The following is a 22,127-nucleotide window of genomic DNA, read 5'->3' as shown; positions in this document are numbered from 1 at the left end:
GACGAGATCTCGCCCGCTCCGCGACATCCCGGGGCCGCGCAAGCGGAGCCCGGAATGGCGCGGAGGATGTCAGGATCGCCGCGGCAGGCCGCGGGGCCCGGGCGCGCGCCCTACCCCGCCCCCGCCAGCACCTCGACGACCTTCTCGGGGTTCGGCACCTCGACGTCGTGCGGCACCGCCAGCTCGCGGTACTCCCAGCCGGCCTTGGCCTTCGCGCGCTGCCGGCTCGGCTCGATCGAGGCCAGCGCCGGGGCGGTATAGGCGACATAGGTGACCGGCAGGCCGGCGCCGGCGGGCCTGGTCAGCCGCACCGGGCTCTCGTAGGTGCCGATCGGGTGCGGGCGCAGGCGCTGCATGAACCAGTCCTTGGCCGGTCCCGCCGGGATCGGGAAGCCCTCGGGGCCGGGCACCGGCAGGGCGACGCCCGCGCCCTGCTCCAGGGCCACCTTGCGCCGGGCGTCGGCCATGCCGGCGGGCAGGATCGTGAAGGCGGTGTCGCCGTTCTCGGGGATCAGCGCGTCGAGATAGACGAGGCGGCGGATCCGGTCGGTCATCCGGTCGGCGACACCGGTCACCGCCATGCCGCCGTAGGAATGCCCGACCAGGATGACGTCGCGCAGGTCCTCGAAGGCGAGCACGCTCGCCACGTCGTCGATATGGGTGTCGACGGTGATCTGGCGCGACAGGAGGTGGCTGCGCTCGCCGAGCCCGGTCTGGGTCGGCGTGAAGACCCGGTGACCCTGGCCGCGCAAGGATGCGGCGACGTCGCGCCAGATCCAGCCGCCGCCATAGGCGCCGTGGACGAGGACGTACGTCTTCGGCGCGCCTTGCGCCTGCGCCGCGCCCGTGACCAGGGCGGCGGCCCCGAGGGCGGAGACGCCCGCCAGGGCGGTTCTGCGATTGACCGTCACGCTGTGTTTCCTCCGGCTGTTCGTTCTTGGATGCGTTGTAGCGGCGGATCGGCCGAGGTCCAGCGGCCAAGGTCCGGCAGCCAAGGTCCGGCAGCCAGGGTTCAGCGATCGGGCTTCGGTGCGACCCATGCGTGAGGGACGGCTCGCGCGCCGCGCCGCCGGTGCTATGGAGGGATCCGCCGATCCGACCTTGCCGGCACTTGAGGGCACGAGCCGCCGATGACCCATGCGGAGACCACCCCACCGGACCTCGCCGCCGGACTCTCGCCGCGGATGCAGGGCATCGGCACGAGCCAGATCGGCCTCGTCGCCGATCGCGGCCGGGACGATCCCGAGGTGGTCAAGCTGTGGATCGGCGAGGGCGACCTGCCGACCCCGCCCTTCATCGTCGAGGCGGCGCACCGGGCGATGCTGGCGGGCCATACCCGCTACGCCACCTCGCTGGGCATCCCGCGCCTGCGCGAGGCGTTGAGCGCCTACCACGCCCGCCACTGGGGCGTGACGATTCCGCCGGAGCGCTTCGCCGTCACCGCCGGCGGCATGAACGCCATCATGCAGGCGGCCCAGGCCCTGCTCGAACCCGGCGACGAGATCATCATCCCTTCCCCGGCCTGGCCGAACCTTGCGGAAGCCGTGCGGATCACCGGCGGCGTGCCGGTGACGGTGCCCTATCGGGTGCAGGGGGACGGGCGCTTCGCCCTGCCGCTTTCCGACATCGAGGCGGCGATCACCCCGCGCACCCGCGTGATCGTGGTGAACTCGCCCTCGAACCCGACCGGCTGGACCATGCCGCTCGACGAGATGAAGGGCCTGCGCGATCTCGCCCGGGCGCGGGACCTGTGGATCCTCTCCGACGAGGTCTACGCCCACTTCACCTACGGCAACGCCATCGCCCCGTCCTTCCTCCAGATCTGCACCGAGGACGACCGGCTGATCGTCACCAACACCTTCTCGAAGAACTGGGCGATGACCGGCTGGCGCGCCGGCTGGCTGGTCGCCCCGCGGGGTCTGGCCCCTGCCTTCGCCAAGCTCGGCCAGTACAACACCACGTCGATCCCGACCTTCATCCAGCACGCCGCCGTGACGGCGCTGGACGAGGGCGACGGCTTCATCCGCCAGATGGTCGCGCGCTGCGCCGAGAGCCGCGAGATCCTGGTCGAGGGCCTGTCGCGCCTGCCCGGCGTCACCGTGTCGGTGCCGGAGGGGGCCTTCTACCTGATGGCCCGGGTCGCCGGCCCCGGGACGCCCCGCCCGGACGAGACCAGCCTCGCGATCGCCTTCCGGCTCCTCGAGCAGGCGAAGGTCGGCGTGGCACCCGGCACCGCCTTCGGGCCGGAGGGCGAGGGCTTCATCCGGCTGTGCTTCGCCATCAGCCCGGGCCTCGCCCGCGAGGCGGTGGCGCGGCTCACCCCCGTCCTCGGCGGCTGAAGCGAGATCCCGATGTCCGAGCCGATCGCCTTCCTGGGCCAACTCGACGCCGACGAGGAGGCCGAGTTCCTGGCCGCCCTCGCCCAGGCGATGCCGGAGGAGACCATCCGGCCGTTCCGAACCTTGAGCGCGGCGGAACGCGCCGGCATCCGGATCGCCATCGTGGCCAATCCCGATCCCGGCGAGGTGGCGCGGCTGCCGAACCTCGCCTGGATCCAGAGCCTGTGGGCCGGGGTCGAGCGGCTGGTGCGCGATCTCGGGCCCGACGCAGCGCCGATCGTCCGCCTGATCGACCCCGAGCTCGCCCGCACCATGGCCGAGGCGGTGCTGGCCTGGACGTATTACCTCCAGCGCGACATGCCGGCCTATCGCCGCCAGCAGGAGGCGGCGACCTGGTGCCAGCTCCCCTATCGCCCGCCGGGCACGATGACGGTGGGTCTGCTCGGCCTCGGGGCGCTGGGAGGCGCGGCGGCCGACCGCCTGGTGCAGGCCGGCTTCCGGGTCGCGGCCTGGAGCCGTTCGGAGAAGGCCGCGGCGCCGGGCGTGACCGGCTTCTCCGGCCCCGGGGGCCTCTCCGGTCTGCTGGGCACGAGCGACATCGTCGTCTGCCTGCTGCCCCTGACCGGGGAGACGCGGGGCCTCCTCGATGCCGGGCGTCTCTCCGCGATGAAGCCCGGGGCCGGCCTGATCAATTTCGGCCGCGGGCCGATCGTCGTCACCGACGCGCTCCTCGCCGCCCTCGATGCGGGGCAGCTCTCGCACGCGGTGCTCGACGTGTTCGAGGTCGAGCCGCTGCCGGCGGAGTTGCCGCTCTGGCGCCATCCGGACGTGACCGTGCTGCCGCACATCTCCGGCCCGACCACCCCGGCGAGCAGCGCCGCGGTCGTCGCCGGCAACGTGCGGGCCTATCGCGCCTCGGGCCGGATCCCGGCGGCGGTGGACGTCGCGCGAGGCTATTGACGGGCGGGGACGGGCGTCGGCCCGGCCTGCCGGCAGGCGCCGGAGCCCGTCGCGGGCGCCGGAGCCCGTCGCGGGCGCCGCCTGGGCCTCGATCCGCCATTCGAGAGCCGGTCGCCGAGAATCCGCCGCAAACCCGTCCGGCGACATTGACGGCCCCCGGCCGGCCGGCCTACCCAGGGCCATGCGCGCCAGCCCGCCGATACGGTCGATCGGACGCGCGACCATCGCGGTGGTCGCGCTCTACGCGCTGTGCCTGCAGCTCCTGCTCGGCGCCCTCGCACCGGTGCCGGCCCAGGCCGCTCCCGGCCCGGTGATCTGCCACCCGGACCAGGCGGGCGACCCGGCGGGAACCGGGACGCATTGCGCCCTGCCCTGCTGCGTCGCGGCCCATCACCTGCCCTTCGTGGCGCCGGCGCTCCTCGCCTTCACCCGGCTCGCCTGGGACGGCCCGAGCCCGGCCGACCGTTTTCCGCCCGCCGCCGACGAGAGCCCGGCGCGGGCGCCGCCCGAGACGAATGTCGGCCCACGGGGTCCGCCGCAGGCCTGATCGATCCTCGTCGCCATCGATCAGCCGCCTTCTCGGATCCTCTCCCATGCCCGCCCCGTCTCACGCCTCCGCCCGGGGAGGCGCGCCCTTGCGCGACGCGCTCCATCGCGCGGTGTGGCGCTGGCACTTCTATGCCGGCCTGCTCTGCCTGCCGTTCCTGATCCTGCTCTCGGTCACCGGCTCGCTCTACCTGTTCAAGGACGAGATCGACCGGACGGTCTTCTCCTACCGCACCGTGGTGGCGGTGCCGGCGACGCCGCCGCTGTCGCCGGAGCGGCTGGTCTTCATCGCCGCCGACGCCGTGCCGGATGCCCGGCCGACCACCTATGCCAGCCCCGAGGCCCCCGACCGCTCAAGCGTCGTCACCATGGCGGGCCCGTCGGGAAAGACCCTGGTCTATCTCGACCCCTATGACGGCGCCGTCCTCGACCGCGTCGGGCGCGACGCGGAGGCGATGCGGGTGGTGCGCCGGCTGCACAGCCTGTCGATGTTCGGGCCGGTCGCGAACGGGATCGTCGAGGTCGTGGCCGGCTTCACCCTGATCCTGGTGCTCAGCGGGATCTACCTGTGGTGGCCGCGCCGGCAGGCGGGCGGCGTCGTCTCGGTGCGCGGCAATCCAGCCAAGCGGGTGTGGTGGCGCGACCTGCACGCGGTCACCGGCTTCGTCGCAGGGGCCGGCCTGTTCTTCCTCGCCGCCACCGGCCTGCCGTGGTCGATCGTCTGGGGCGACCAGCTCCGGGCGGTCTCGAACCGCGCCGGGCTCGGCCTGCCGACCGAAATGTGGGCCGGGGTCCCGGTCTCGGCCGTGCCGATGGGCGAGGTGCTCGACACCGCCGGGTGGGCCCTCGAGACGGCGCCGCTGCCGCGCTCGCCAGGCAAGGACGGGGTGCCGATCGGCATCGACCGGGCGGCCGAGATCGTGACCGGGCTCGGCATGCCGGCGGGCTACGAACTGGCGCTGCCGGAGGGGCCGACCGGCGTCTACGCGGCCGCCGCCTATCCGCGCGACGTGACGCGCCAGCGGATGATCACCCTCGACCAGTATAGCGGCCGGCCGCTGGTCAACGTGCGGTTCGACGAGATCGGCCCGGTCGGGCGCGGGATCCAGTACGCGATCGGGCTGCACAAGGGCGAGCTGGGCGGGCGCATCAACCAGTTCCTGATGCTCGCCTTCTGCCTCGCCACGATCCTGCTCGCGGTCACCGCCGCAGTGATGTGGTGGAAGCGCCGGCCGAAGGGACGTCTCGGCGTACCGGCCTGGCCGGAGGACCGCCGGGCGGTCGCCGGGGTCACCGGCCTCGTCGTCGCCATGGGCCTCGCCTTCCCGCTCACCGGGGTGGCGATCCTGGCGATGATCGCGCTCGACGCCGCGGTGATCGGCCTGCGGCGCGGCATCCGTCGGCCGGCGACGGCCTGATCCGCGGGCGGCCGCCGGCCGCCCTCCTCCGGCGCCGGTCTGCGCCGCATCCCCCTTTCCACGAGACGTCCCCCGATGCCGCGCCTCCCCGGTTCCGGCGTGCGCCCCCGCGCGCTCGCCCTCCTGCTCACCCTCGCCCCAAGCGCCCCCTTCGTCATAAGCGCCCCCTTCGTCTCAAATGCCGCCCTGGCGCAGGGGGGCCCCGAGACCATCGCCCTCGACGAGATCTCCGTCGCCGGCGCGAGCCCGCCCGGTCCGGCCTCGCTCAGGCCCGCCTTCGGCGTCGCCGCCCCGCCGGGATCGGCGCCGGGCGTGATCGAGCGCCCGGTCGGCGAGATCGTCACGGAGATCGGCCGCCGGGACACGATCGCGAACCGCCCGGCGACCACCATCGGCCAAGTGCTCCTCAACAGCCCCGGCGTCACGTTGCGCCAGGGCAACGGCCCCCGCGACGTGGTGGTGTCGATCCGCGGCAACAACGCCCGCTCGACCGGCGTGGTGAAGAACATGGTGGTGCTGGAGGACGGCTTTTCGCTGACGCAACCCGACGGCGCCTCGCGCTTCGACCTCACCGATCCGCGGGCCTATTCGCGCATCGACGTCTTCCGCGGGCCGCAATCGCCCCTGTTCGGCAACTACGCCACCGGCGGCGCGCTCGCCTTCCGCACCCGGACCGGCCGCGAGATCGACGGCTACGAAGTGGGCGTCGATGCCGGCAGCTTCGGATACCTGAACCATTACTACACCGTCGGCGGGGCGAGCGGCCCCTACGAGGTCAGCCTGTTCGCCAGCGACTTCCGGCTCAACGGCTTCCAGGACCATGCCAGCGCCAACACCCAGACGGTCAACCTGCTGGCGAGCTACACCCCAAGTCCGGACAACCGCTTCACCCTGAAGGTGATCAACAACACCCTCGACGTCGACCTCGCGGCCCGCTCGTCGCTCGCGCAGTACCGGATCAACCCCTACCAGCGCGGCTGCGCCACCGCGGCCAACGCCGCGGCCGGCTGCACCACCTTCAACCTGTTCCGCAACGGCGCATTCGGCGCCACCGTGCCGGTGACGGCCTCGGAGGGCGCCTTCGGCCGCAACGACCGGCGCACGATCATCGCCGGGCGCTGGGAGCACGACATCGACGCCGACACGACCTGGCGCATGCAGGTGGGCTTCGACGAGCGCAACTTCGACCAGCCGTTCTACACGAGCGCCTCGCGCGGCAGCTATCCGTCCTACAGCGTCCTCACCGACGTCACCCGCCGCGGCGAGGTGTTCGGCTTACCGGCAGTCGGCTACGCGGCGCTCGGGTACAATGCCCTCGACAGCCACATCGCGCTCTACAACCGGGCGCCCTATGGCGGTCCCCGCCTCGGCGCGCTCACGAGCAACCAGGAGGCCGTGCAGTCGAATCTCGGCGGCCGGGCCCGGGCCGAGGTCGCGCTGTCGGAGCGCTGGACCGGAGTGCTCGGCGTCTCGGCCGAGACGACGTGGCTGAAGGGGCGCACCTTCACCTACGCCTACTCGGCCAGCGGCACGACGGCGGCGCTCGCCGACATCGACCGCAGCTTCCTCAACGTCGCGCCGGAGCTGGCTCTGGTCTACCGGCCCGACGACACGCTCGCGCTCCGCGGCCGCGTCGCCACCGGCTACGCCACCCCGGCGGCGAGCGCGCTGTTCGTCACGCCCGCCGGCGCGCCGGGCAACAACACCGACCTGCGCACCCAAACCAATCTCGGCTTCGACTTGGGTGCCGAGTGGTCGCCCCTGCCGGACCTGCGCCTGAGCCTCACCGGCTTCTACGAATTCTTTCGCAACGAGTTCGTCACCCAATCGCCGGGGGCGGGCCTGCTCAGCTACACCTTCAACGCCCCGGCCTCGGAGCATCGCGGCATCGAGGCGGGCGCCGAATGGGCGTTCGCGCCGGGCTGGCGCGCCTTCGCGGCCTACGGCCTCAACGACCAGTTCTACACCCGCTACGTCGAGCAATTGAGCGCCGGCAGCCTGACGGCGCGGTTCGACCGGGCCGGGCGCCTGATCCCGGGCGTGCCGGCCCACCAGCTCCTCGCCCGCCTCGGCTACGACCAGCCCTCCGGCCCGTTCAAGGGCGTCGGCGCCTTCATCGAGGCGGTCTACCAGGACGGCTTCTTCCTCGACAACGCCAACCTGCTGAAGGCCCCGGGCTACACGATCCTCAACGCCAACATCCATTACGACACCGACCTGATCGGATCGTATGCCAAGCGCCTCAGCCTCTATGTCGAGGTGCGCAACCTGCTCGACACGACCTACATCGCCTCGGCCCAGCCGCTGGCGAACTCGATCAGCGCCGTGACCGGGCTGCAGAACGGCGCGGGCGTGCTCGCCACCACCACCGGCTCGATCTTCGCCGGCGCGCCGCGGAGCGTCGTCGGGGGGATGAAGCTGGCATTCTGAGAGGATTCCGGCTCGGGCGACCGGTCGAGCCGCCTCGTCGTCCGGCAGCCTCCCCGCCATCCTGCAGGGGCGGTAAACCATGTCCAAGTGTGGGGATCGATTGGCGCGACGGCCATCTCACCCTCCCGGTCGCTCCCCGGCGAGCGAAGGACCGACGGACGCCAGCCGGTACGCACGACGCATCGCCCCCTCGCAAACTGCGCGAAATGCGCATACCACGCACCATACGGATTGACTCCCCTCGCCATTGGCGCCCATCAGGCGCTAACAGCGGATCGGTCGCGCACTCACTGCGCGATTCGCGCAAGGGAGGAACGTGTGGGAGAGATTCGGATCAAGCGTGCGATCGAGCGCGTGCCGGGCGGGATGATGGTGGTGCCGCTGCTGGTCGGGGCGGTGATCGCCACCCTGTTCCCGGCGACCCCGAAGGTGTTCGGCTCGTTCACCGGAGCCCTGTTCACCGGGGCGCTGCCGATCCTGGCGGTGTTCTACGTCTGCATGGGGGCGAGCATCGACTTCCGCGCCACGCCCTACATCGTCAAGAAGGGCGGCACGCTGCTCGTCGTGAAGGTCGGCGTCGCGATGATCCTCGGGGTAGTCTTCGGGCGCCTGCTCGGCGAGGCGCCGATCGGGGCCGGGCTGTTCGCCGGCCTCTCGACGCTGGCGATCGTGGCCGCCATGAACGACACCAATGGCGGCCTCTACATGGCGCTGATGGGCCAGTACGGCCGTCCGCGGGATGTCGGCGCCTACACGATCATGTGCCTCGAATCCGGGCCCTTCCTCACCATGCTGACGCTCGGCGTCGCCGGCCTGTCGGCGTTTCCGTGGCAGACGATGGTCGGCAGCATCCTGCCGCTCCTCGTCGGCATGCTGCTCGGCAACCTCGACCGCGAGATGCGGGCCTTCCTCGGCCGCGCCGTGCCGGTGATGATCCCGTTCTTCGCCTTCGCGCTCGGCACCGGGCTCGACCTGACCAGGATCTGGCAGGCGGGCCTGCTCGGCCTCGGGCTCGGCGTCGCGGTGGTGGTCGTCACCGGCATCCCGCTGTTCTTCGCCGACCGGCTCACCGGCGGCACGGGGGTGGCCGGCGTCGCCGCCTGCTCGACCGCCGGCAACGCCGCCGCGGTGCCGGCGATCATCGCCGCCGCCAACCCGGCCTATGCCGAGGCCGCCGCGCCCGCGACGGTGCTGGTCGCCGCGACCGTGGTGGTCACCGCGATCCTGACGCCGCTCGCCACCGCCTGGACCGCCCGGCATTTCGGCGAGCCGGCGACCGGGGACGCCGCGGACGCGTCGGGCGAGGCCGTCGCCGTGCCGGAGCGGGCCTGAGCCATGGCGCCGCGCTGGCTCATCCTCGCCGACGACCTCACGGGGGCCGCCGACTGCGCCATCGCCTTCGCGCGCCGAGGCCGCGCGACGGTGGTGCAGTGGGGCGAGCCGGGCGCCGCGGCGGGGGGCGACGCCGTCCCGCACGACGTCGTTTCCCATGACGCCGACAGCCGCCGGCTCGGGGCGGAGGCCGCCGCCGCGCGCCACGCCGCCCTCGCCGGGCGCCTGCACCGCCCGGACGTGCGGGTGTTCAAGAAGATCGACTCGACCCTGCGCGGGCAGCCGGCGGCGGAACTCGCCGCCACGCTCGCGGTGATGCGGCAGCGCAAAGGCGCGGCGTTCGCGATCCTGGCGCCGGCCTTCCCGGCGACCGGGCGCACCACGCGAGCCGGGCGGATCCTGGTGGCGGGCCGGCCGCTGGAGGAGACCGAGCTCTGGCGGCGCGACCACACCTATCCGACCGGTGCGGTCCCCCAGATGCTGGACGGGACCGGCCTCGCCAGCACGGTAATCGACCTTGCCACCGTGCGGGCCGGAGGCGACGCGTTGCGCGCCGCCCTCGCCGCCGCCGCGCGGGAATCGGCGGTCGCGGTGCTCGATGCGGAGCAGGACGACGACCTCGCGCGCATCGCTGCCGCCGGCCTCGCGATGGCCAAAGCGGACGATCTGGTCTGGGTCGGCAGTGCCGGCCTCGCCCACGCCCTGGCCGCCGCCGAGGCGGTGCCCCCCGCCCCCGCCCCCAGCGTCGCGAGCGGCCCGGGCGGAACGCTCGTGGTGGTGGGCAGTCTCGCGGCGGTGTCGCGCGCAGCCTCCCGCAAGCTGGCGGCCGAGCCGCGGATGCGCCACCTCCCGGTCGCGCCCGACTGGCTGCTCGGCGCGGGCGAGGACGAGCGCCGGCGCTGGCGCGACGCGCTGACGGCCCGCCTCGCCGTCGGGGACGACGTGCTGGTCGAGGTCGCGACGGGCGAGGCGCCGGATCTCGCCCTCGGCTCGCGCCTCGCGACCGCGCTCGGCGCGCTGCTCGCCCCGGCGGCGCCCCATCTCGGTGCCCTGGTGGCGACCGGCGGCGAGACCGCGGCGGCGCTCCTGGCGCAATTCGGGGTCGACGGCCTGGCGCTGATCGACGAGATCGAGCCCGGGATCTCCCTCGGCCTGACGCGGGGCCGGATCGCCGTGCCGATCGTCACCAAGGCCGGCGCCTTCGGCAGCGAGGACTCGCTCGCCCGCGCCGTCCACCACCTCCGGGCCATCAGACACGAAGGGTCTCCGACATGAGCCGACCGACCGTCGCGATCACCATGGGCGATGCCTCCGGCATCGGCCCAGAGATCATCATGAAGGCACTGGCCCGGGCGGACATCGCGGCGCTCTGCCGGCCCGTGGTGATCGGCGACGCGGAGCGCCTGCGCGAGGCGGGCGCCCTCGTCGGGACGCCCCTCGCGGTCCGGGCGATCGCCTCGCCCGAGGAGGCGCTCGACGCCCCCGGCAGCGTCGACTGCGTCGATCTCGGGCTGATCCCGCCGGGCCATCCCTTCGGCAAGGTCTCGCCGGTCTCCGGCGAGGCGGCGTTCCGCTACATCGAGCGGGCGGTCCAGGTGGTCCAGGCCGGTCAGGCCGCCGCGATCTGCACGGCGCCCCTGAGCAAGGAGGCCCTGCACGCCGCCGGCCACAAGTATCCGGGCCATACCGAGCTGCTCGCCGAGCTGACCGGCACGCCGGAAGTCTCGATGATGCTGGTCTCGCCCAAGCTCCGGGTGATCCACGTCACGACCCATATCGGGCTGATCGACGCCATCGCGCGGATCGAGCCGGGCCTGGTCGGGCGGGTGATCGCGCGCGGCCACGACACCCTGGTCAAGGCCGGCATCGACAACCCGCGGATCGGCGTCTGCGCCATCAACCCGCATGCCGGCGAGAACGGCCTGTTCGGCCGCGGCGAGGAGGCCGAGAAGATCACGCCGGCGGTCGAGGCCTGCCGCGCCAGGGGCTGGCGGGTCGAGGGGCCGCTGCCCGCCGATACGCTGTTCTTCCTGGCGGGCCGGGGCGACTACGACATCGTGGTGGCGATGTACCACGACCAGGGCCACGGCCCGATCAAGGTGCTGGGGCTCGAAGCCGGCGTGAACATCACCGTCGGGCTGCCGGTGATCCGTACCTCGGTCGATCACGGCACCGCCTTCGACATCGCCGGCAAGGGCATCGCCGACGAGGGCTCCCTGGTCGAGGCCCTGCGCCAGGCGGTGGACCTCGCCCCGCGCCGGGCGGTCTGATCCCGTGACCCGCGGCCGGCACCGTCACCCGCTGCTGCTGGAGGCGCTCCGGACGGGCGAGGTCGTGGTCGAGGAGTTGGCGGAGCGCTTCGGCGTCTCCGCCTCGACGATCCGGCGCGACCTGCAGCAGCTGGCGAGCGAGAAGACGATCCGGCGCACCTATGGCGGCGCGGTGATCGCCCATCCCCTCCCTGAGACCAGCCTGCCGGAGCGCGAGGCCCAGGCCCGGCCCGAGAAGGCCGCCATCGCCCGGGCGGCCCTGGGCCTGCTGGCCGACGACGACATCCTGGTCCTCGACGGCGGCTCGACGGTGGCGGCCTTCGGGGCCGGGCTGGTCGGGCGGCGGCACGCGATCATCACCAACAACCTGCCGCTGGTGACCGCGCTCGCCGGCGCGCCCGGCCTGACGCTGACGGTGCTCGGCGGCGCGGTACGCCCCGGCAGCATGAGCACGCTGGGCCCGCTGGCGGAGGCCGCCTTGCGCCGCCTCACCGCCGACAAGGCGGTGGTCAGCGGCGACGGCTTCGTCGCCGGCCGGGGCCTGTGCGAGGCGGCGATCGAGCAGGTCTCGCTCAAGTCGCTGATGATGGAGCAGGCCGCCGAGGTGGTGGTCCTGATGGATTCCTCGAAGCTCGGCCGCGCGACGCAAGGAGCGTGGGCCCCGCTGCCCCGGCGCTGGACGCTGGTGACCGATGCCGGCGCGACGCAGGCGCAATGCGCGGAGGCCGAGGAGGCCGGCGCCAGCGTGGTGCGTGCGGCGGAGTGATGCCGGTACCGAGTGACTCCCTCCGGACGTCGATCCGGCCGCCGGCGCGCCATGCCCGGCCAAAAATACCTACGTAATGCAAGATCTAACACATCAAGTCATTGCCAAGCATATCATTCTCATGTTTCTAGTTTTTTCTGATTGTAACAGTATTCGAACCTTACTGGACAGTCTTCAGAACGTGAACCATTCTTTAACTACGGCAGCGCGGTGAGATCTGCCGGTTACAGAGAATGGCATCATGAAGAAGCTCGACGCGAAGTCCCTCGGTTCCGTCGCCGGCGGCTGCTGCCTCCCCGCCTGCCCCCCGCCGCCCTGCCCGCCCCCGGCCCCGGCCTGCCCGCCCCCGGCCCCGACCGGCTGCGGGGCCAAGTCGCGGGTTTGCTGAAAGCGCGGATGGGCTGACACGCATTCCGGAAGATCCCTTCCGGAATGCGTGTCACCAGCCCGCGCGGCGCCTGAGCGACGCCGACTTCCGCATGGCGAAGGCGATTGCGCAGCAATCGCCGAGCAATCGATCGGACGTCGTATGACATCGCGAGCCTGCCGAGCGCGGCGGGCTCGCACGCAGCTCGGACGAAGCGCAGGTCTCCCCTCTCTGCGGGGGCCCGCGCGTGATCCTGGACGGGATCGTCCCCGGTCCGGCTCGGCCGGAGCGGCGCCCGATCGCGCTGCAACACGGCACAGCAGGTTGCGGGGGACCGAGCAACGGCCACCACGCCAGGTCTTTGATTCTGCCGCGTTTTCCACGACGAACCGGTGACCGCCTCGTCGGAGCATGCTCCAGGAGAGAGCAGTCCTCGGCGCGCCGCGTCAGGCCGCCAGCTCGTCTTTCACGAAGCGCCCGCCGATCATGATCGCCCGCATATGCCGGCCCTGGCCGGTCAGCAGCGAGAGGTCGGCCAGGGGATCGCCGTCGACCACGATCAGGTCGGCGAAGGCCCCCGGCGCCACCACGCCGGCCTTGCCCTCCAGGCGCACGACCTTGGCGGCGTTGATCGTGGCCGAGCGGATCACCTCCATCGCCGGCAGGCAGCGGCCGCGGATCACGAACTCCTCCGACTGGTGGCGATGCATCTCGCCCAGAAGATCGGTGCCGTAGGCCATCATCACGCCCGCGTCGCGCAGGGTTTCCAGGGCGGTCAGGCCCGCCTCCCGCACGTCCTCGATCTTGGCGACCGAGGCCGGCGGGAGCCCCAGGCTCGCGCCCTCCTTGGCCAGCGCGTCGAAGGTGACGTTGGTCGGCACCACGTAGGCGCCCTTGTCGCGGATCAGCCGCGCGGTCTGCGGGGTCACGAGGTTGCCGTGCTCGACCGAGATCACCCCGTTCTCCACCGCCCGGCGGATCGCCGCGTCGGTGTAGAGATGGGCGGCGACGTAGGTCTGGGCGTTGTTCGCCTCCTCGACGATCGCCCGCAATTCGTCCACCGAGTAGCCCAGGAAGGCGATCGGGTCGGTCGGCGAGGAGACGCCGCCATTGGCCATGATCTTGATGAAGTCGGCCCCGGCCTTGATCTCCTCGCGGGCCACGCGGCGCACCGCGTCGACCCCGTCGCAGACCCGGCCCATCGCGCCGAGCTTGGTGCCGTAATGGCTCACGTCGCGAGAATGGTAGCGGCCGCGATAGTCGGTGTGGCCGCCGGTCTGCGACAGGGCCTTGCCGCAGATCACCAGACGCGGGCCGTCGATCAGCCCCTCGCCCACCGCCATCACCAGCCCGTGATCGGCGCCGCCGAGATCGCGCACGGTGGTGAAGCCGCGCATCAGCATCCCGCGCATGATCTTCGCGGTGCGCAGGGCTACCAGGGAATCCGGCAGGTCGGCATTGGCGCCGAGGTCGGGAATCGTCGCGATGACGTGGACGTGGCAGTCGATCAGGCCCGGCATCAGCGTGCGCCCGGCGAGGTCGATGACCCGCGCCGACGAGGCGGTCAGCGGCCGGTCCGAGACCTCGCGGATCGTGCCGCCCTCGACCAGCACGTCATACCCGTCGAGGGCGGTGTCGTGGGTGCCGTCGAGGATCGTGGCGTTGCGGAACAGGACGAGGTCGGCGCTCATGCGGGCGGTCCTTATCTGAGGGCATCTTCCGGCGAAGCGGAGACCGGTTCGTCGCGGAACATGCGGCACCATCACTTAGCCGGGGCGTCGCCGGATCGCCTTGCGATCGGGCAGTGCCCGCGTGCAGGGCGGCCCGGGGATGACGGCGCGCGGGCTCGTGCGGCACACTGGACAGCGTGAAAAAAACAGGCAAGCTTGTTTTTTTATCCGGCGCTCGTGCCCGGGAGGATCGGTGACGCGGACCGGACGGCCACCTCAGGCGCGCAGCCTCGCGACCCGCGAGCGGGTGGTGCGCGCGACGATCGACGAGATTCATGCCGTCGGCTACCACGCGGCCACCACGCAGGCGATCGCCGAGCGTGCGCAGGTCTCGCGCGGGGCGCTGCTGCACCATTTCCCGACCCGGGCCGACCTGATGCGGACGGCCCTGGAGACCCTGCTCGACGACGGCACCGCCGAGATCCGGTCGGTGTCGCAGGACGTGCGCTCAGGGATGCTGCCGCCGGCCGATTTCGTCGAGTTCCTGTGGCCGCTGTTCTCCGGCCGGTTCTTCCATCTCTCGATGGAGCTGATCAACGAGGCCCGCACCGATGCGGTGCTGCGCGGCTCCCTGATCCCGGTGGTGCAGCGCTTCCACGCCGCCCTCGACGCGATCTGGGCCGAGTTCTGCGAGTCCGACGCCCGGCCGCCGCGGGAGGCCCGGATCATCCTGAACCTCACCGTCAACCTGATGCGCGGCATGGGCGTGCAGACGGTGCTGCGGCCCGACCCCGATTACTACCGCGACCTGATCGAGGCCTGGAAGGCGGTGCTGCCGCAACTGATCGCCGGACCGGCCGGCGACGCCGCCTTCGCGGGTCCCCGCTTCCGCGAGGCGGTGGCGTGAGCGGCCCGGCGGTCGGGATCGTGCTCGGGATCGTCCTGGGAAACGATCTTGGGAACGGCCTTGGCACCTGTCTTGCCAGCGGCCCCGGTACCTGTCTTACAAACAGGTCAGCTGTCTTGTAGGTCAGGCGTCCCGCAGCCGTCAGACCTCGATCCGTGAGCCGCATGAGCGCCGCCTCCCTCTCCCCTCCCGGTCCCGGCCCGTCGGTCCGGCTCGGCCGCCTCGCGGTCCTGGCCGCCGTGATCCTCGCCTACGCGATCGTGTTCGCGCCGATCGTGATGGTGATCGTCACCTCGTTCTTCGACCAGGAGATCGTCACCTTCCCGCCCGACGGGCTGACCTGGCGCTGGTACCTCAACGCCTGGGCCCAGCGCGACTTCGCCCGCGGCTTCCTCACCTCGCTCCAGATCGCGCTCGCCGCCACCGCCATCGGGGTGCCGCTCGGCACCGCCGCGGCGCTCGCGCTGGTGCGGTCCGACATCCCGGGGCGCGGGCTCATCAACACCTTCCTGCTGGCCCCTCTCGCGGTGCCGGCGATCGTCGCGGGCTCGGCCCTCTACATGTTCTACCTGCGGGCCGAGGACTGGCTCGACATGGACATCAAGGCGACGCTGGGCGGCCTCGTCGCCGCCAACGTCCTCATCACGATCCCCTGGACGGTGCGCCTCGTCACCGCGAGCCTCGCCGGCCTCGACCGCTCGGCGGAAGAGGCGGCGGCCAATCTCGGCGCCACTCCCTTCACGGTGTTTCGCCGCATCACCCTGCCGATGCTGCGCCCCGGCATCGTGGCGGCGTCCCTGTTCTCCTTCGTGGCGAGCTTCGAGAACCTCGAACTGAACCTTCTCCTCGTCGGCCCGGGGCGCACCACCCTGCCCGTCGCCATGCTGAGCTACCTGGAATTCCGAATGGACCCGACCCTGGCCGCCGTCGCGACCGCGCAGATCCTGATGGTGACGACCCTGATGCTGGTCACCGACCGGTTCGTGAAACTGTCGCGGATCGTCTGATGGGCACCCTCCTCCTCGACGGCGTCACCAAGAGCTACGGCGAGGCGAAAGCCGTCGCCGGCGTCGATCTCGATATCCGCCAGGGCGAGCTCGTGGCTTTGCTGGGCCCGTCCGGCTGCGGCAAGACCACGACGCTCCGGATGGTCGCGGGCTTCATCGAGCCCACCGCCGGGCGCGTCGTGATCGGCGGGCGCGACGTGACGCGGCTGCCGCCGCATGCCCGCGACACCGGCATGGTGTTCCAGTCCTACGCGCTCTTCCCGCATATGAGCGTCGCCGACAATGTCGGCTTCGGGCTGGAGATGCGGAAGGTGGGGCGTGCGGAGCGCGACCGGCGCATCGCCGAGGCCCTGCGGCTGGTGCGGCTCGACGCGCTGGCCGACCGGCTGCCGCGCCAGCTCTCCGGCGGCCAGCAGCAGCGCGTCGCGCTCGCCCGGGCGCTCGTGGTCAGCCCGGCGGTGTTCCTGCTCGACGAGCCGCTGTCGAACCTCGACGCCAAGCTGCGCTCCGAGGTCGGGCTTGAGATCCGCGAGTTGCAGAAGCGCCTCGGCCTCACGACCCTGATGGTCACCCACGACCAGGACGAGGCCCTCGCCATGGCCGACCGGCTGGTGGTGATGGAGCACGGCCGCGTGCTCCAAGTCGGCAGCGCCGAGGACCTCTACGAGCGACCGGCCAACACCTTCGTTGCCGGCTTCGTCGGACGCTGCAACCTGCTCGACGGCACCCGCGAGGGGAGCGACGCGTTCCGCCTCGCGAGCGGCGCCGCGATCCCTTGCGCGCCCGGCGCGGTCGTGCCGGACGGCATGCTGGCGATCCGGCCCGAGCGGATCAAGGTCGCCCCCGACCCCGCCGGCACCGGGCGGCTGCGGGCCGTGACCTATCTCGGCGCCCGCACCGAGTATCACCTCGACCTCGCCGGCGAGGCGATCGTCGCGGTGACGTCGACCCCCTTGCCCGACGATCCCCGACGCCGCCTGGCCGCGGGCGATCCCGTCCGCATCACCTGGGCTGCGGACGCAGCCCGCGTCATCCCCCGCGCCGACGCGTCCCGCGTCATCCCCCACGCCGACGCGTCCCGCGTCATGCCAGCAGCAGAGAGCCCCGCCCGATGATCACCCGTCGCTCCATCATGGTCGGCAGCGCCGCGCTCGGCCTTGCCGGCACGCTCCCCGCCCGGGCCGAATCCGCCCCGATCGTCGTCGGCACCTGGGGCGGCGATTACGGTGCGCTCCTGCAGCAGAACATCGACGTCCCGCTGATGAAGCCGCAGGGCATCGAGGTGTCGCAGGACATCGCCAACCAGGACCCGCGCCGCACCAAGCTGATCGCCGAGCGCACCAGCCGCCGCGCCAGCATGGACGTCGCCTGCATCAACGACATCGACAGCTACATGCTGAGCCAGCTCGGCGTGCTGGAGACGGTGCCGGCCGCCGAGGTGCCGCGCCTGACGCAGGTGATCGACGTCTTCAAGAAGCCCCACTCGATCCCGCACATCTACTCGGCGCTGGTCGTGCTCTACAACCCGAGCAAGGTCACGACACCGCCGACCCGCTATGCCGACATCTTCGATCCCAAATACAAGGGCCGGGTCGGCTTCTCGGACATCCTCGCGCCGTTCAACATGGCGGGCGCCAATATCGGGGCGGGTGGCACTCCGACCGACTTCACCAAGGGCAAGGCGGCGCTGATGGGCCTGAAGGCGCTCCAGCCGAAGGTCTATCCCTCGAACGAGACCCTGGCCGCGGCTCTGAAGTCCGAGGAAGTGTGGGTCTCGCTGATGTGGCTCGCCCGCGGCTTCATGTGGAAGCAGGCCGGCATCCCGGTCGAGATGGCGGTGCCGGAGGAAGGCGCGCTGCCGATCCTGTTCGAGGCCGGCGTGCCGAAGAACTCGCGGGCCAAGGACAGCGCCTTCAAGTACCTGAACGCCATGCTCGATCCCCAGGCTCAGGTCGCCTTCGCGCGGAAGATGGGCTACGTGCCGACCGTCAAGGACGCCAAGCTTCCGGAGGATCTGGCCAAGCAGATCAGCCTGACGGAGGCCCAGCAGGCCAAGCTCCGCCCGCTCGACTACGCGACGATGCAGGAGCAGCAGGGGGCGTTCACGGATTTCTGGAACAAGGAGTTCAAGGGGTAGGCTGCCGGATCGGCCTGCTCGACGGAACTCACACCCTCCGCGTCATTCCGGGGCCCGCCGAAGGCGAGAGCCCGGAATCCGGCACCGCAGGTGTTTCAGAGGAGGGCGGCTCGCGTTCCGTCCGAGCCTGCACCCTCGGCGGTTCTGGATCCCGGGCTCCGCTGCGCGGCCCCGGGACGACCCCGTGGGGTGGAGAGGTGAGCGCCGAGCCTCACTCCGCCAGCAACAGAAGAATTCCCAAGGCAAAGGTCCGCCGTGTTCGCCCTCATCCTGCCGGCCGTCCTCGTCGTCGCCGCGCTCCTCGTCGGCCCGATGGTGCTGCTCGCGCGCATCTCGCTCAACCAGTACAGCCCGACGCAGCTGATGATCGAGGCGACGACGGCGCAGAACTACCTCAACGCCGTCGCCGACCCGTATTACCGCGGCGTGATGGGCACGACGCTCCTCATGGCCTTCACCTGCACGGCGCTGACCCTGGCCCTCGCCTTCCCGGCGGCCTACCGGCTCGCCCGGATGGAGAGCCGCTGGAAGAGCCTCGCCACCGTGCTGACCCTGATCCCGCTCCTCGTCGGCAACGTCGTGCGGGCGGCGGGGTGGCTCGGGCTCCTCGGCAATGACGGGCTCATCAACGCGAGCCTTCGCGGCCTCGGCGTGATCTCGGAGCCGCTGCAACTGATCTACACGCCCGGCGCGGTCGCCATCGGCACGATCGCGGTGGTGCTGCCCTACATGATCCTGACCCTGTCCTCGGTGATCGAGAGCATCCCCCGATCCGTCGAGGAGGCGGCGGCCAATCTCGGCGCGGGCGCCTTCACGGTCTTTCGCCGGGTGGTGTGGCCGCTGGCGCTCCCCGGCACGGTGGCGGGCTGCGTCCTCGTCTTCATCCTGTGCATGAACACCTACGCGACAGCGGTGCTGCTCGGCGGCTCGCAGTTCAAGATGATGGCGCCCGCCGTCTACGACCAGTTCTCGAGGGGCATGAACTGGCCGTTCGGCGCCGCCCTCGCCTTCATCCTGCTCGCCGCGACCCTGGTGCTGACGGCTCTGGGCACCGCCCTTCTCGGCCGCCGCTACGCCCGCTAGAGCATGGTCCGACGGAGCGGATACCGGTTCGTCGAGAGAAAAAGCGGCACAATCAAAGACCTCGATCACCCTTCGATGGCGCGGCGATCGGACCGTGATCTAGAGCTAACAAGACCACGGGAGAACACCATGAGCGACGCCAGCATCCCGGCGGGCAACGAACTCGCCGCCGAGCGGGCCAAGGCCGGCCAGCCGCCCCTGGTGCCCTCGACCTCCCGCGACCGCGGGATCGGGCCGCACAAGCGCCTGGTGCTGCGGGCCGCCACCGTCATCGACGGCACCGGCGCGCCGCCGATCGGCCCGACCGACATCGTGGTCGAGAACGGCCGCATCGTGCAGGTGAAGAAGGTCACGGGCAACCTCGCCAACAGCGCCAACCGGCCGGCGCCCGGCGACCACGAGATCGATTGCCGCGGAAAGTGGGTGACGCCCGGCTTCGTCGATTGCCACGCCCATGCCGGCGTCGCGTATCATGCCGCCAACGGCTGGGTGCCGCCGGTCGAGTACGTCTACAAGCTCTGGCTCGCCCACGGCGTCACGACGGTGCGCGAGATGGGCTCGTTCAACGGCCTCGACTGGATGCTCGACCAGAAGAAGCGGGCGGAGGCGAACGAGATCGCGGCGCCGCGGCTCCTGGCCTACAGCTACTTCCCGGCCGTCAACGACATGCTGAAGCTGATCCACACCCCCGAGGAGGGGCGGGCGTGGCTGCGCAAGCTCAAGGAGCGCGGCGCCGATGGGGTGAAGTTCTTCGGCGCGCCGCCCGCCATCATGGAGGCGGCCCTCGACGAGTGCGCGAAGCTCGGGCTGAAATCCGGCTGCCACCACGCCCAGATGGCGGTGACGCGGATGAACGCGCTCACCACCGCCGGCTGGGGCCTCACCAGCGCCGAGCATTATTACGGCCTGCCCGAGGCGCTGTTCGAGGACCGGGTGGTGCAGAACTTCCCGCTCGATTACGATTACAACGACGAGTATTTCCGCTTCTCGGTCTCCGGCCAGATGTTCCGCCAGGGCGCGGAGCCCGGATCGAAGAAGTGGAACGAGACCCTGGAGCGGTTCCTGGAACTCGGCTTCACCTTCGTGCCGACCTTCACGATCTACGACGCCAACCGCGACCTGATGCGGGCGCGTCAGGCCGACTGGCACAAGGACTATACCTGGAAGTCGATGTGGGACTACTTCACGCCGCAGCGCGGCGGCCACGGCTCGTACTGGTATCGCTGGTCGACCCAGAACGAGATCGAGTGGAAGGAGAACTACCGGCTCTGGATGGCGTTCATCAACGAGTACAAGAATCGCGGCGGCCGGGTCTGCGCCGGCTCGGATTCGGGCTTCATCTACCAGATCTTCGGCTTCGGCTACATCCGCGAACTCGAGCTGTTGCAGGAAGCCGGCTTCCATCCGCTGGAAGTGGTGCGCGCCGCGACCTCGCAAGGCGCGGCCCTGTGCGGGCTCGAGGACGAGATCGGCACCGTCGAGGTCGGCAAGCGCGCCGACCTGCTGGTCCACGACCACAACCCGCTCACCGACTTCAAGCTGCTCTACGGCACCGGGGCGCTGCGCCTCGACGAGGCGACGAACGGCGCCACCTGGCACCGGGGCCTCAAGTATACGATCAAGGACGGGGTGATCTACGACACCGCGGAATTGCTCGCCGACGTGCGCGACCTCGTGAAGGCGACCTGGAACGAGGCGGTGCCGGCCAAGTACGCCCGCACCGATCAGGCGGCGCCGTGACCGACAGCCTCGACTTCGTCGTCCTGACCGGCTTCCTCGGCTCGGGGAAAACGACGCTGCTGCGGGATTACCTTGCCCGCCCGGAGGCCGCCGACACCGCCGTCATCGTCAACGAGGCCGGCGAGATCGGCCTCGACGGGCTGATCCTGCGCGAGAGCGGGGGCGAGGTGCCGATGACCCTGCTGGCGAATGGCTGCGTCTGCTGCCAGATGACGAGCGACCTCGCCCGCACCGTCGAGGCCCTGCTCGCCGCCGAGCGGCCGGAAGCGTCGGGGCCGCTGCGCCGGATCGTGCTGGAGACGAGCGGCCTGTCGAAGCCCGGCCCGGTCCTGCGCCAGCTAGCCAGCCTCGCCGGCTTCCCGATGCGGGTCTCGGTTGTCGCCACCTACGACGCCCTGCGCGGACCCGGGACGACGGCCGTCGAGGAGGCCGCGGCGCAATGGGCCGCCGCCCACCGCATCGTCGTGACCAAGCTCGACACGGCGGCGCCGGAGCGCCCCGGGCTGGTCCGGGCGGAGGTGGCGGGCCTCAACCCCCTCGCCGAGACGGTCGCCGATCCCGACCGCGCCGCCGCGGTCGCGGCCGCCTTCGCGCCGCTTCCCGGGGCCGGCCTCGATCCGGCTCTGCTGATGCCCGAATCCGGCGGCGCCCATCCCCGCGTCGCGGTGTGGCTCGCCCGGCCGAACGCCTCCCTCCCTTACGACGACCTGGCCGCCTGGCTCGACAACCTCGCCGGCCATCTCGGCGAGCGGTTGCTGCGCCTCAAGGGGTTGGTGCGGGTCGCCGAAACCGACCGCCCGCTGCTGGTCGAGAGCGTCGGCACGCTGTTCTCGCGTCCGCGTCCCTTCGGCCGGCCCGGCGAGGAGGCGGCATCCTTCGTGGTGGTGATCGCCCGCGACCTGCAAGCGGGCGAACTGGAAGGCGTGGCGCCCGTCGGCCTGTTCCGGTTCGCGCCGCGGGTGGCCGAGAGCCCGTTCGCGCGTGTGGGAACCGGAGTGCCGCGCGCGGAGGCGGTGCGGGAGTGAGGTATGATCGGATGAACGATTGTCGTTCGCGGTGCGGTGTCTGATACCCGCCGGATCGTCCGCCCCGCGGCTCACCGCCTCCGACGCGTGGTTCCGCGGCCGCGGAACGGCCGTCACAGGGGCCGGTTAT

At 71.6% G+C, this 22,127-nt stretch carries 18 protein-coding genes; 16 read left to right on the top strand and 2 right to left on the bottom strand.

Features of this window, described 5'->3' with window-relative positions; translation table 11 throughout:
- Positions 1-110 precede the first annotated feature (110 nt).
- On the bottom strand, positions 111-911 hold the full coding sequence (locus tag G4G93_RS06865) for an alpha/beta hydrolase family protein (RefSeq protein WP_312891768.1): 801 nt from the start codon (positions 909-911) through the stop codon (positions 111-113).
- 219 nt (positions 912-1,130) lie between these two features.
- Here G4G93_RS06865 and G4G93_RS06860 point away from each other — a divergent pair, with 219 nt between their 5' ends.
- From G4G93_RS06860 to G4G93_RS06820, 9 genes are all read left to right on the top strand, one after another.
- Positions 1,131-2,339 (top strand): pyridoxal phosphate-dependent aminotransferase, encoded by a 1,209-nt coding sequence (locus tag G4G93_RS06860; protein WP_165082523.1) that lies wholly within the window; start codon positions 1,131-1,133, stop codon positions 2,337-2,339.
- A gap of 12 nt (positions 2,340-2,351) precedes the next feature.
- The gene (locus G4G93_RS06855; RefSeq protein WP_165082521.1) at positions 2,352-3,299 is read left to right on the top strand and encodes a glyoxylate/hydroxypyruvate reductase A; all 948 of its coding nucleotides are present in this window, start codon (positions 2,352-2,354) and stop codon (positions 3,297-3,299) included.
- A 181-nt stretch (positions 3,300-3,480) separates the two neighbouring features.
- The gene (locus G4G93_RS06850) at positions 3,481-3,846 is read left to right on the top strand and encodes a hypothetical protein (protein ID WP_165082519.1); all 366 of its coding nucleotides are present in this window, start codon (positions 3,481-3,483) and stop codon (positions 3,844-3,846) included.
- Between the two features lie 46 nt (positions 3,847-3,892).
- Positions 3,893-5,263 (top strand): PepSY domain-containing protein, encoded by a 1,371-nt coding sequence (locus G4G93_RS06845; RefSeq protein WP_165082517.1) that lies wholly within the window; start codon positions 3,893-3,895, stop codon positions 5,261-5,263.
- A gap of 75 nt (positions 5,264-5,338) precedes the next feature.
- Entirely contained in the window at positions 5,339-7,693 is a 2,355-nt protein-coding gene (locus tag G4G93_RS06840; RefSeq protein WP_165082515.1) for a TonB-dependent receptor domain-containing protein, read from the top strand.
- Between the two features lie 318 nt (positions 7,694-8,011).
- Complete coding sequence (locus G4G93_RS06835) at positions 8,012-9,025, top strand: 2-keto-3-deoxygluconate permease (RefSeq protein ID WP_165082513.1); 1,014 nt, start codon at positions 8,012-8,014, stop codon at positions 9,023-9,025.
- Positions 9,026-9,028: 3 nt separating this feature from the next.
- Positions 9,029-10,300: a four-carbon acid sugar kinase family protein gene (locus G4G93_RS06830; protein WP_165082511.1), complete on the top strand. Its 1,272-nt coding sequence runs from the start codon at positions 9,029-9,031 to the stop codon at positions 10,298-10,300.
- Positions 10,297-11,295 (top strand): 4-hydroxythreonine-4-phosphate dehydrogenase PdxA, encoded by a 999-nt coding sequence (gene pdxA, locus G4G93_RS06825; RefSeq protein ID WP_165082509.1) that lies wholly within the window; start codon positions 10,297-10,299, stop codon positions 11,293-11,295. The genes G4G93_RS06830 and pdxA overlap by 4 nt, the downstream gene beginning before the upstream one ends.
- 4 nt (positions 11,296-11,299) lie before the next feature.
- Positions 11,300-12,061 carry a DeoR/GlpR family DNA-binding transcription regulator gene (locus G4G93_RS06820; protein ID WP_165082507.1) on the top strand — a complete coding sequence of 254 codons (762 nt, stop codon included), beginning with the start codon at positions 11,300-11,302 and terminating at the stop codon, positions 12,059-12,061.
- Between the two features lie 813 nt (positions 12,062-12,874).
- Here G4G93_RS06820 and G4G93_RS06815 read toward each other — a convergent pair.
- On the bottom strand, positions 12,875-14,119 hold the full coding sequence (locus G4G93_RS06815) for an amidohydrolase family protein (RefSeq protein ID WP_165082505.1): 1,245 nt from the start codon (positions 14,117-14,119) through the stop codon (positions 12,875-12,877).
- A 232-nt stretch (positions 14,120-14,351) separates the two neighbouring features.
- On the opposite strand from G4G93_RS06815, the gene G4G93_RS06810 reads away from it, so the two are divergent.
- The 7 genes from G4G93_RS06810 (at position 14,352) to G4G93_RS06780 (ending at position 21,997) form a co-directional block, all read left to right on the top strand.
- The gene (locus tag G4G93_RS06810; protein ID WP_165082503.1) at positions 14,352-15,005 is read left to right on the top strand and encodes a TetR/AcrR family transcriptional regulator; all 654 of its coding nucleotides are present in this window, start codon (positions 14,352-14,354) and stop codon (positions 15,003-15,005) included.
- 164 nt (positions 15,006-15,169) lie between these two features.
- Entirely contained in the window at positions 15,170-16,012 is an 843-nt protein-coding gene (locus G4G93_RS06805; protein WP_165082501.1) for an ABC transporter permease, read from the top strand.
- The gene (locus G4G93_RS06800; RefSeq protein ID WP_165082499.1) at positions 16,012-17,127 is read left to right on the top strand and encodes an ABC transporter ATP-binding protein; all 1,116 of its coding nucleotides are present in this window, start codon (positions 16,012-16,014) and stop codon (positions 17,125-17,127) included. Before G4G93_RS06805 ends, G4G93_RS06800 begins: the two co-directional genes overlap by 1 nt.
- A complete protein-coding gene (locus tag G4G93_RS06795; protein WP_165082497.1) occupies positions 17,124-18,149 on the top strand; it encodes an extracellular solute-binding protein in 1,026 nt (341 codons plus the stop codon). The genes G4G93_RS06800 and G4G93_RS06795 overlap by 4 nt, the downstream gene beginning before the upstream one ends.
- A gap of 255 nt (positions 18,150-18,404) precedes the next feature.
- Complete coding sequence (locus tag G4G93_RS06790; RefSeq protein WP_165082495.1) at positions 18,405-19,232, top strand: ABC transporter permease; 828 nt, start codon at positions 18,405-18,407, stop codon at positions 19,230-19,232.
- A gap of 129 nt (positions 19,233-19,361) precedes the next feature.
- A complete protein-coding gene (locus G4G93_RS06785) occupies positions 19,362-20,972 on the top strand; it encodes an amidohydrolase family protein (RefSeq protein WP_165082493.1) in 1,611 nt (536 codons plus the stop codon).
- The gene (locus G4G93_RS06780) at positions 20,969-21,997 is read left to right on the top strand and encodes a CobW family GTP-binding protein (protein WP_165082491.1); all 1,029 of its coding nucleotides are present in this window, start codon (positions 20,969-20,971) and stop codon (positions 21,995-21,997) included. The genes G4G93_RS06785 and G4G93_RS06780 overlap by 4 nt, the downstream gene beginning before the upstream one ends.
- Positions 21,998-22,127: the final 130 nt, after the last annotated feature.

This window comes from Methylobacterium sp. DB0501 (assembly GCF_011043735.1).
Lineage (GTDB): Bacteria > Pseudomonadota > Alphaproteobacteria > Rhizobiales > Beijerinckiaceae > Methylobacterium > Methylobacterium alsaeris.
The sequence above is the reverse complement of the archived record's forward strand: the minus strand, read 5'-3'. Positions and strand labels throughout refer to the sequence as shown.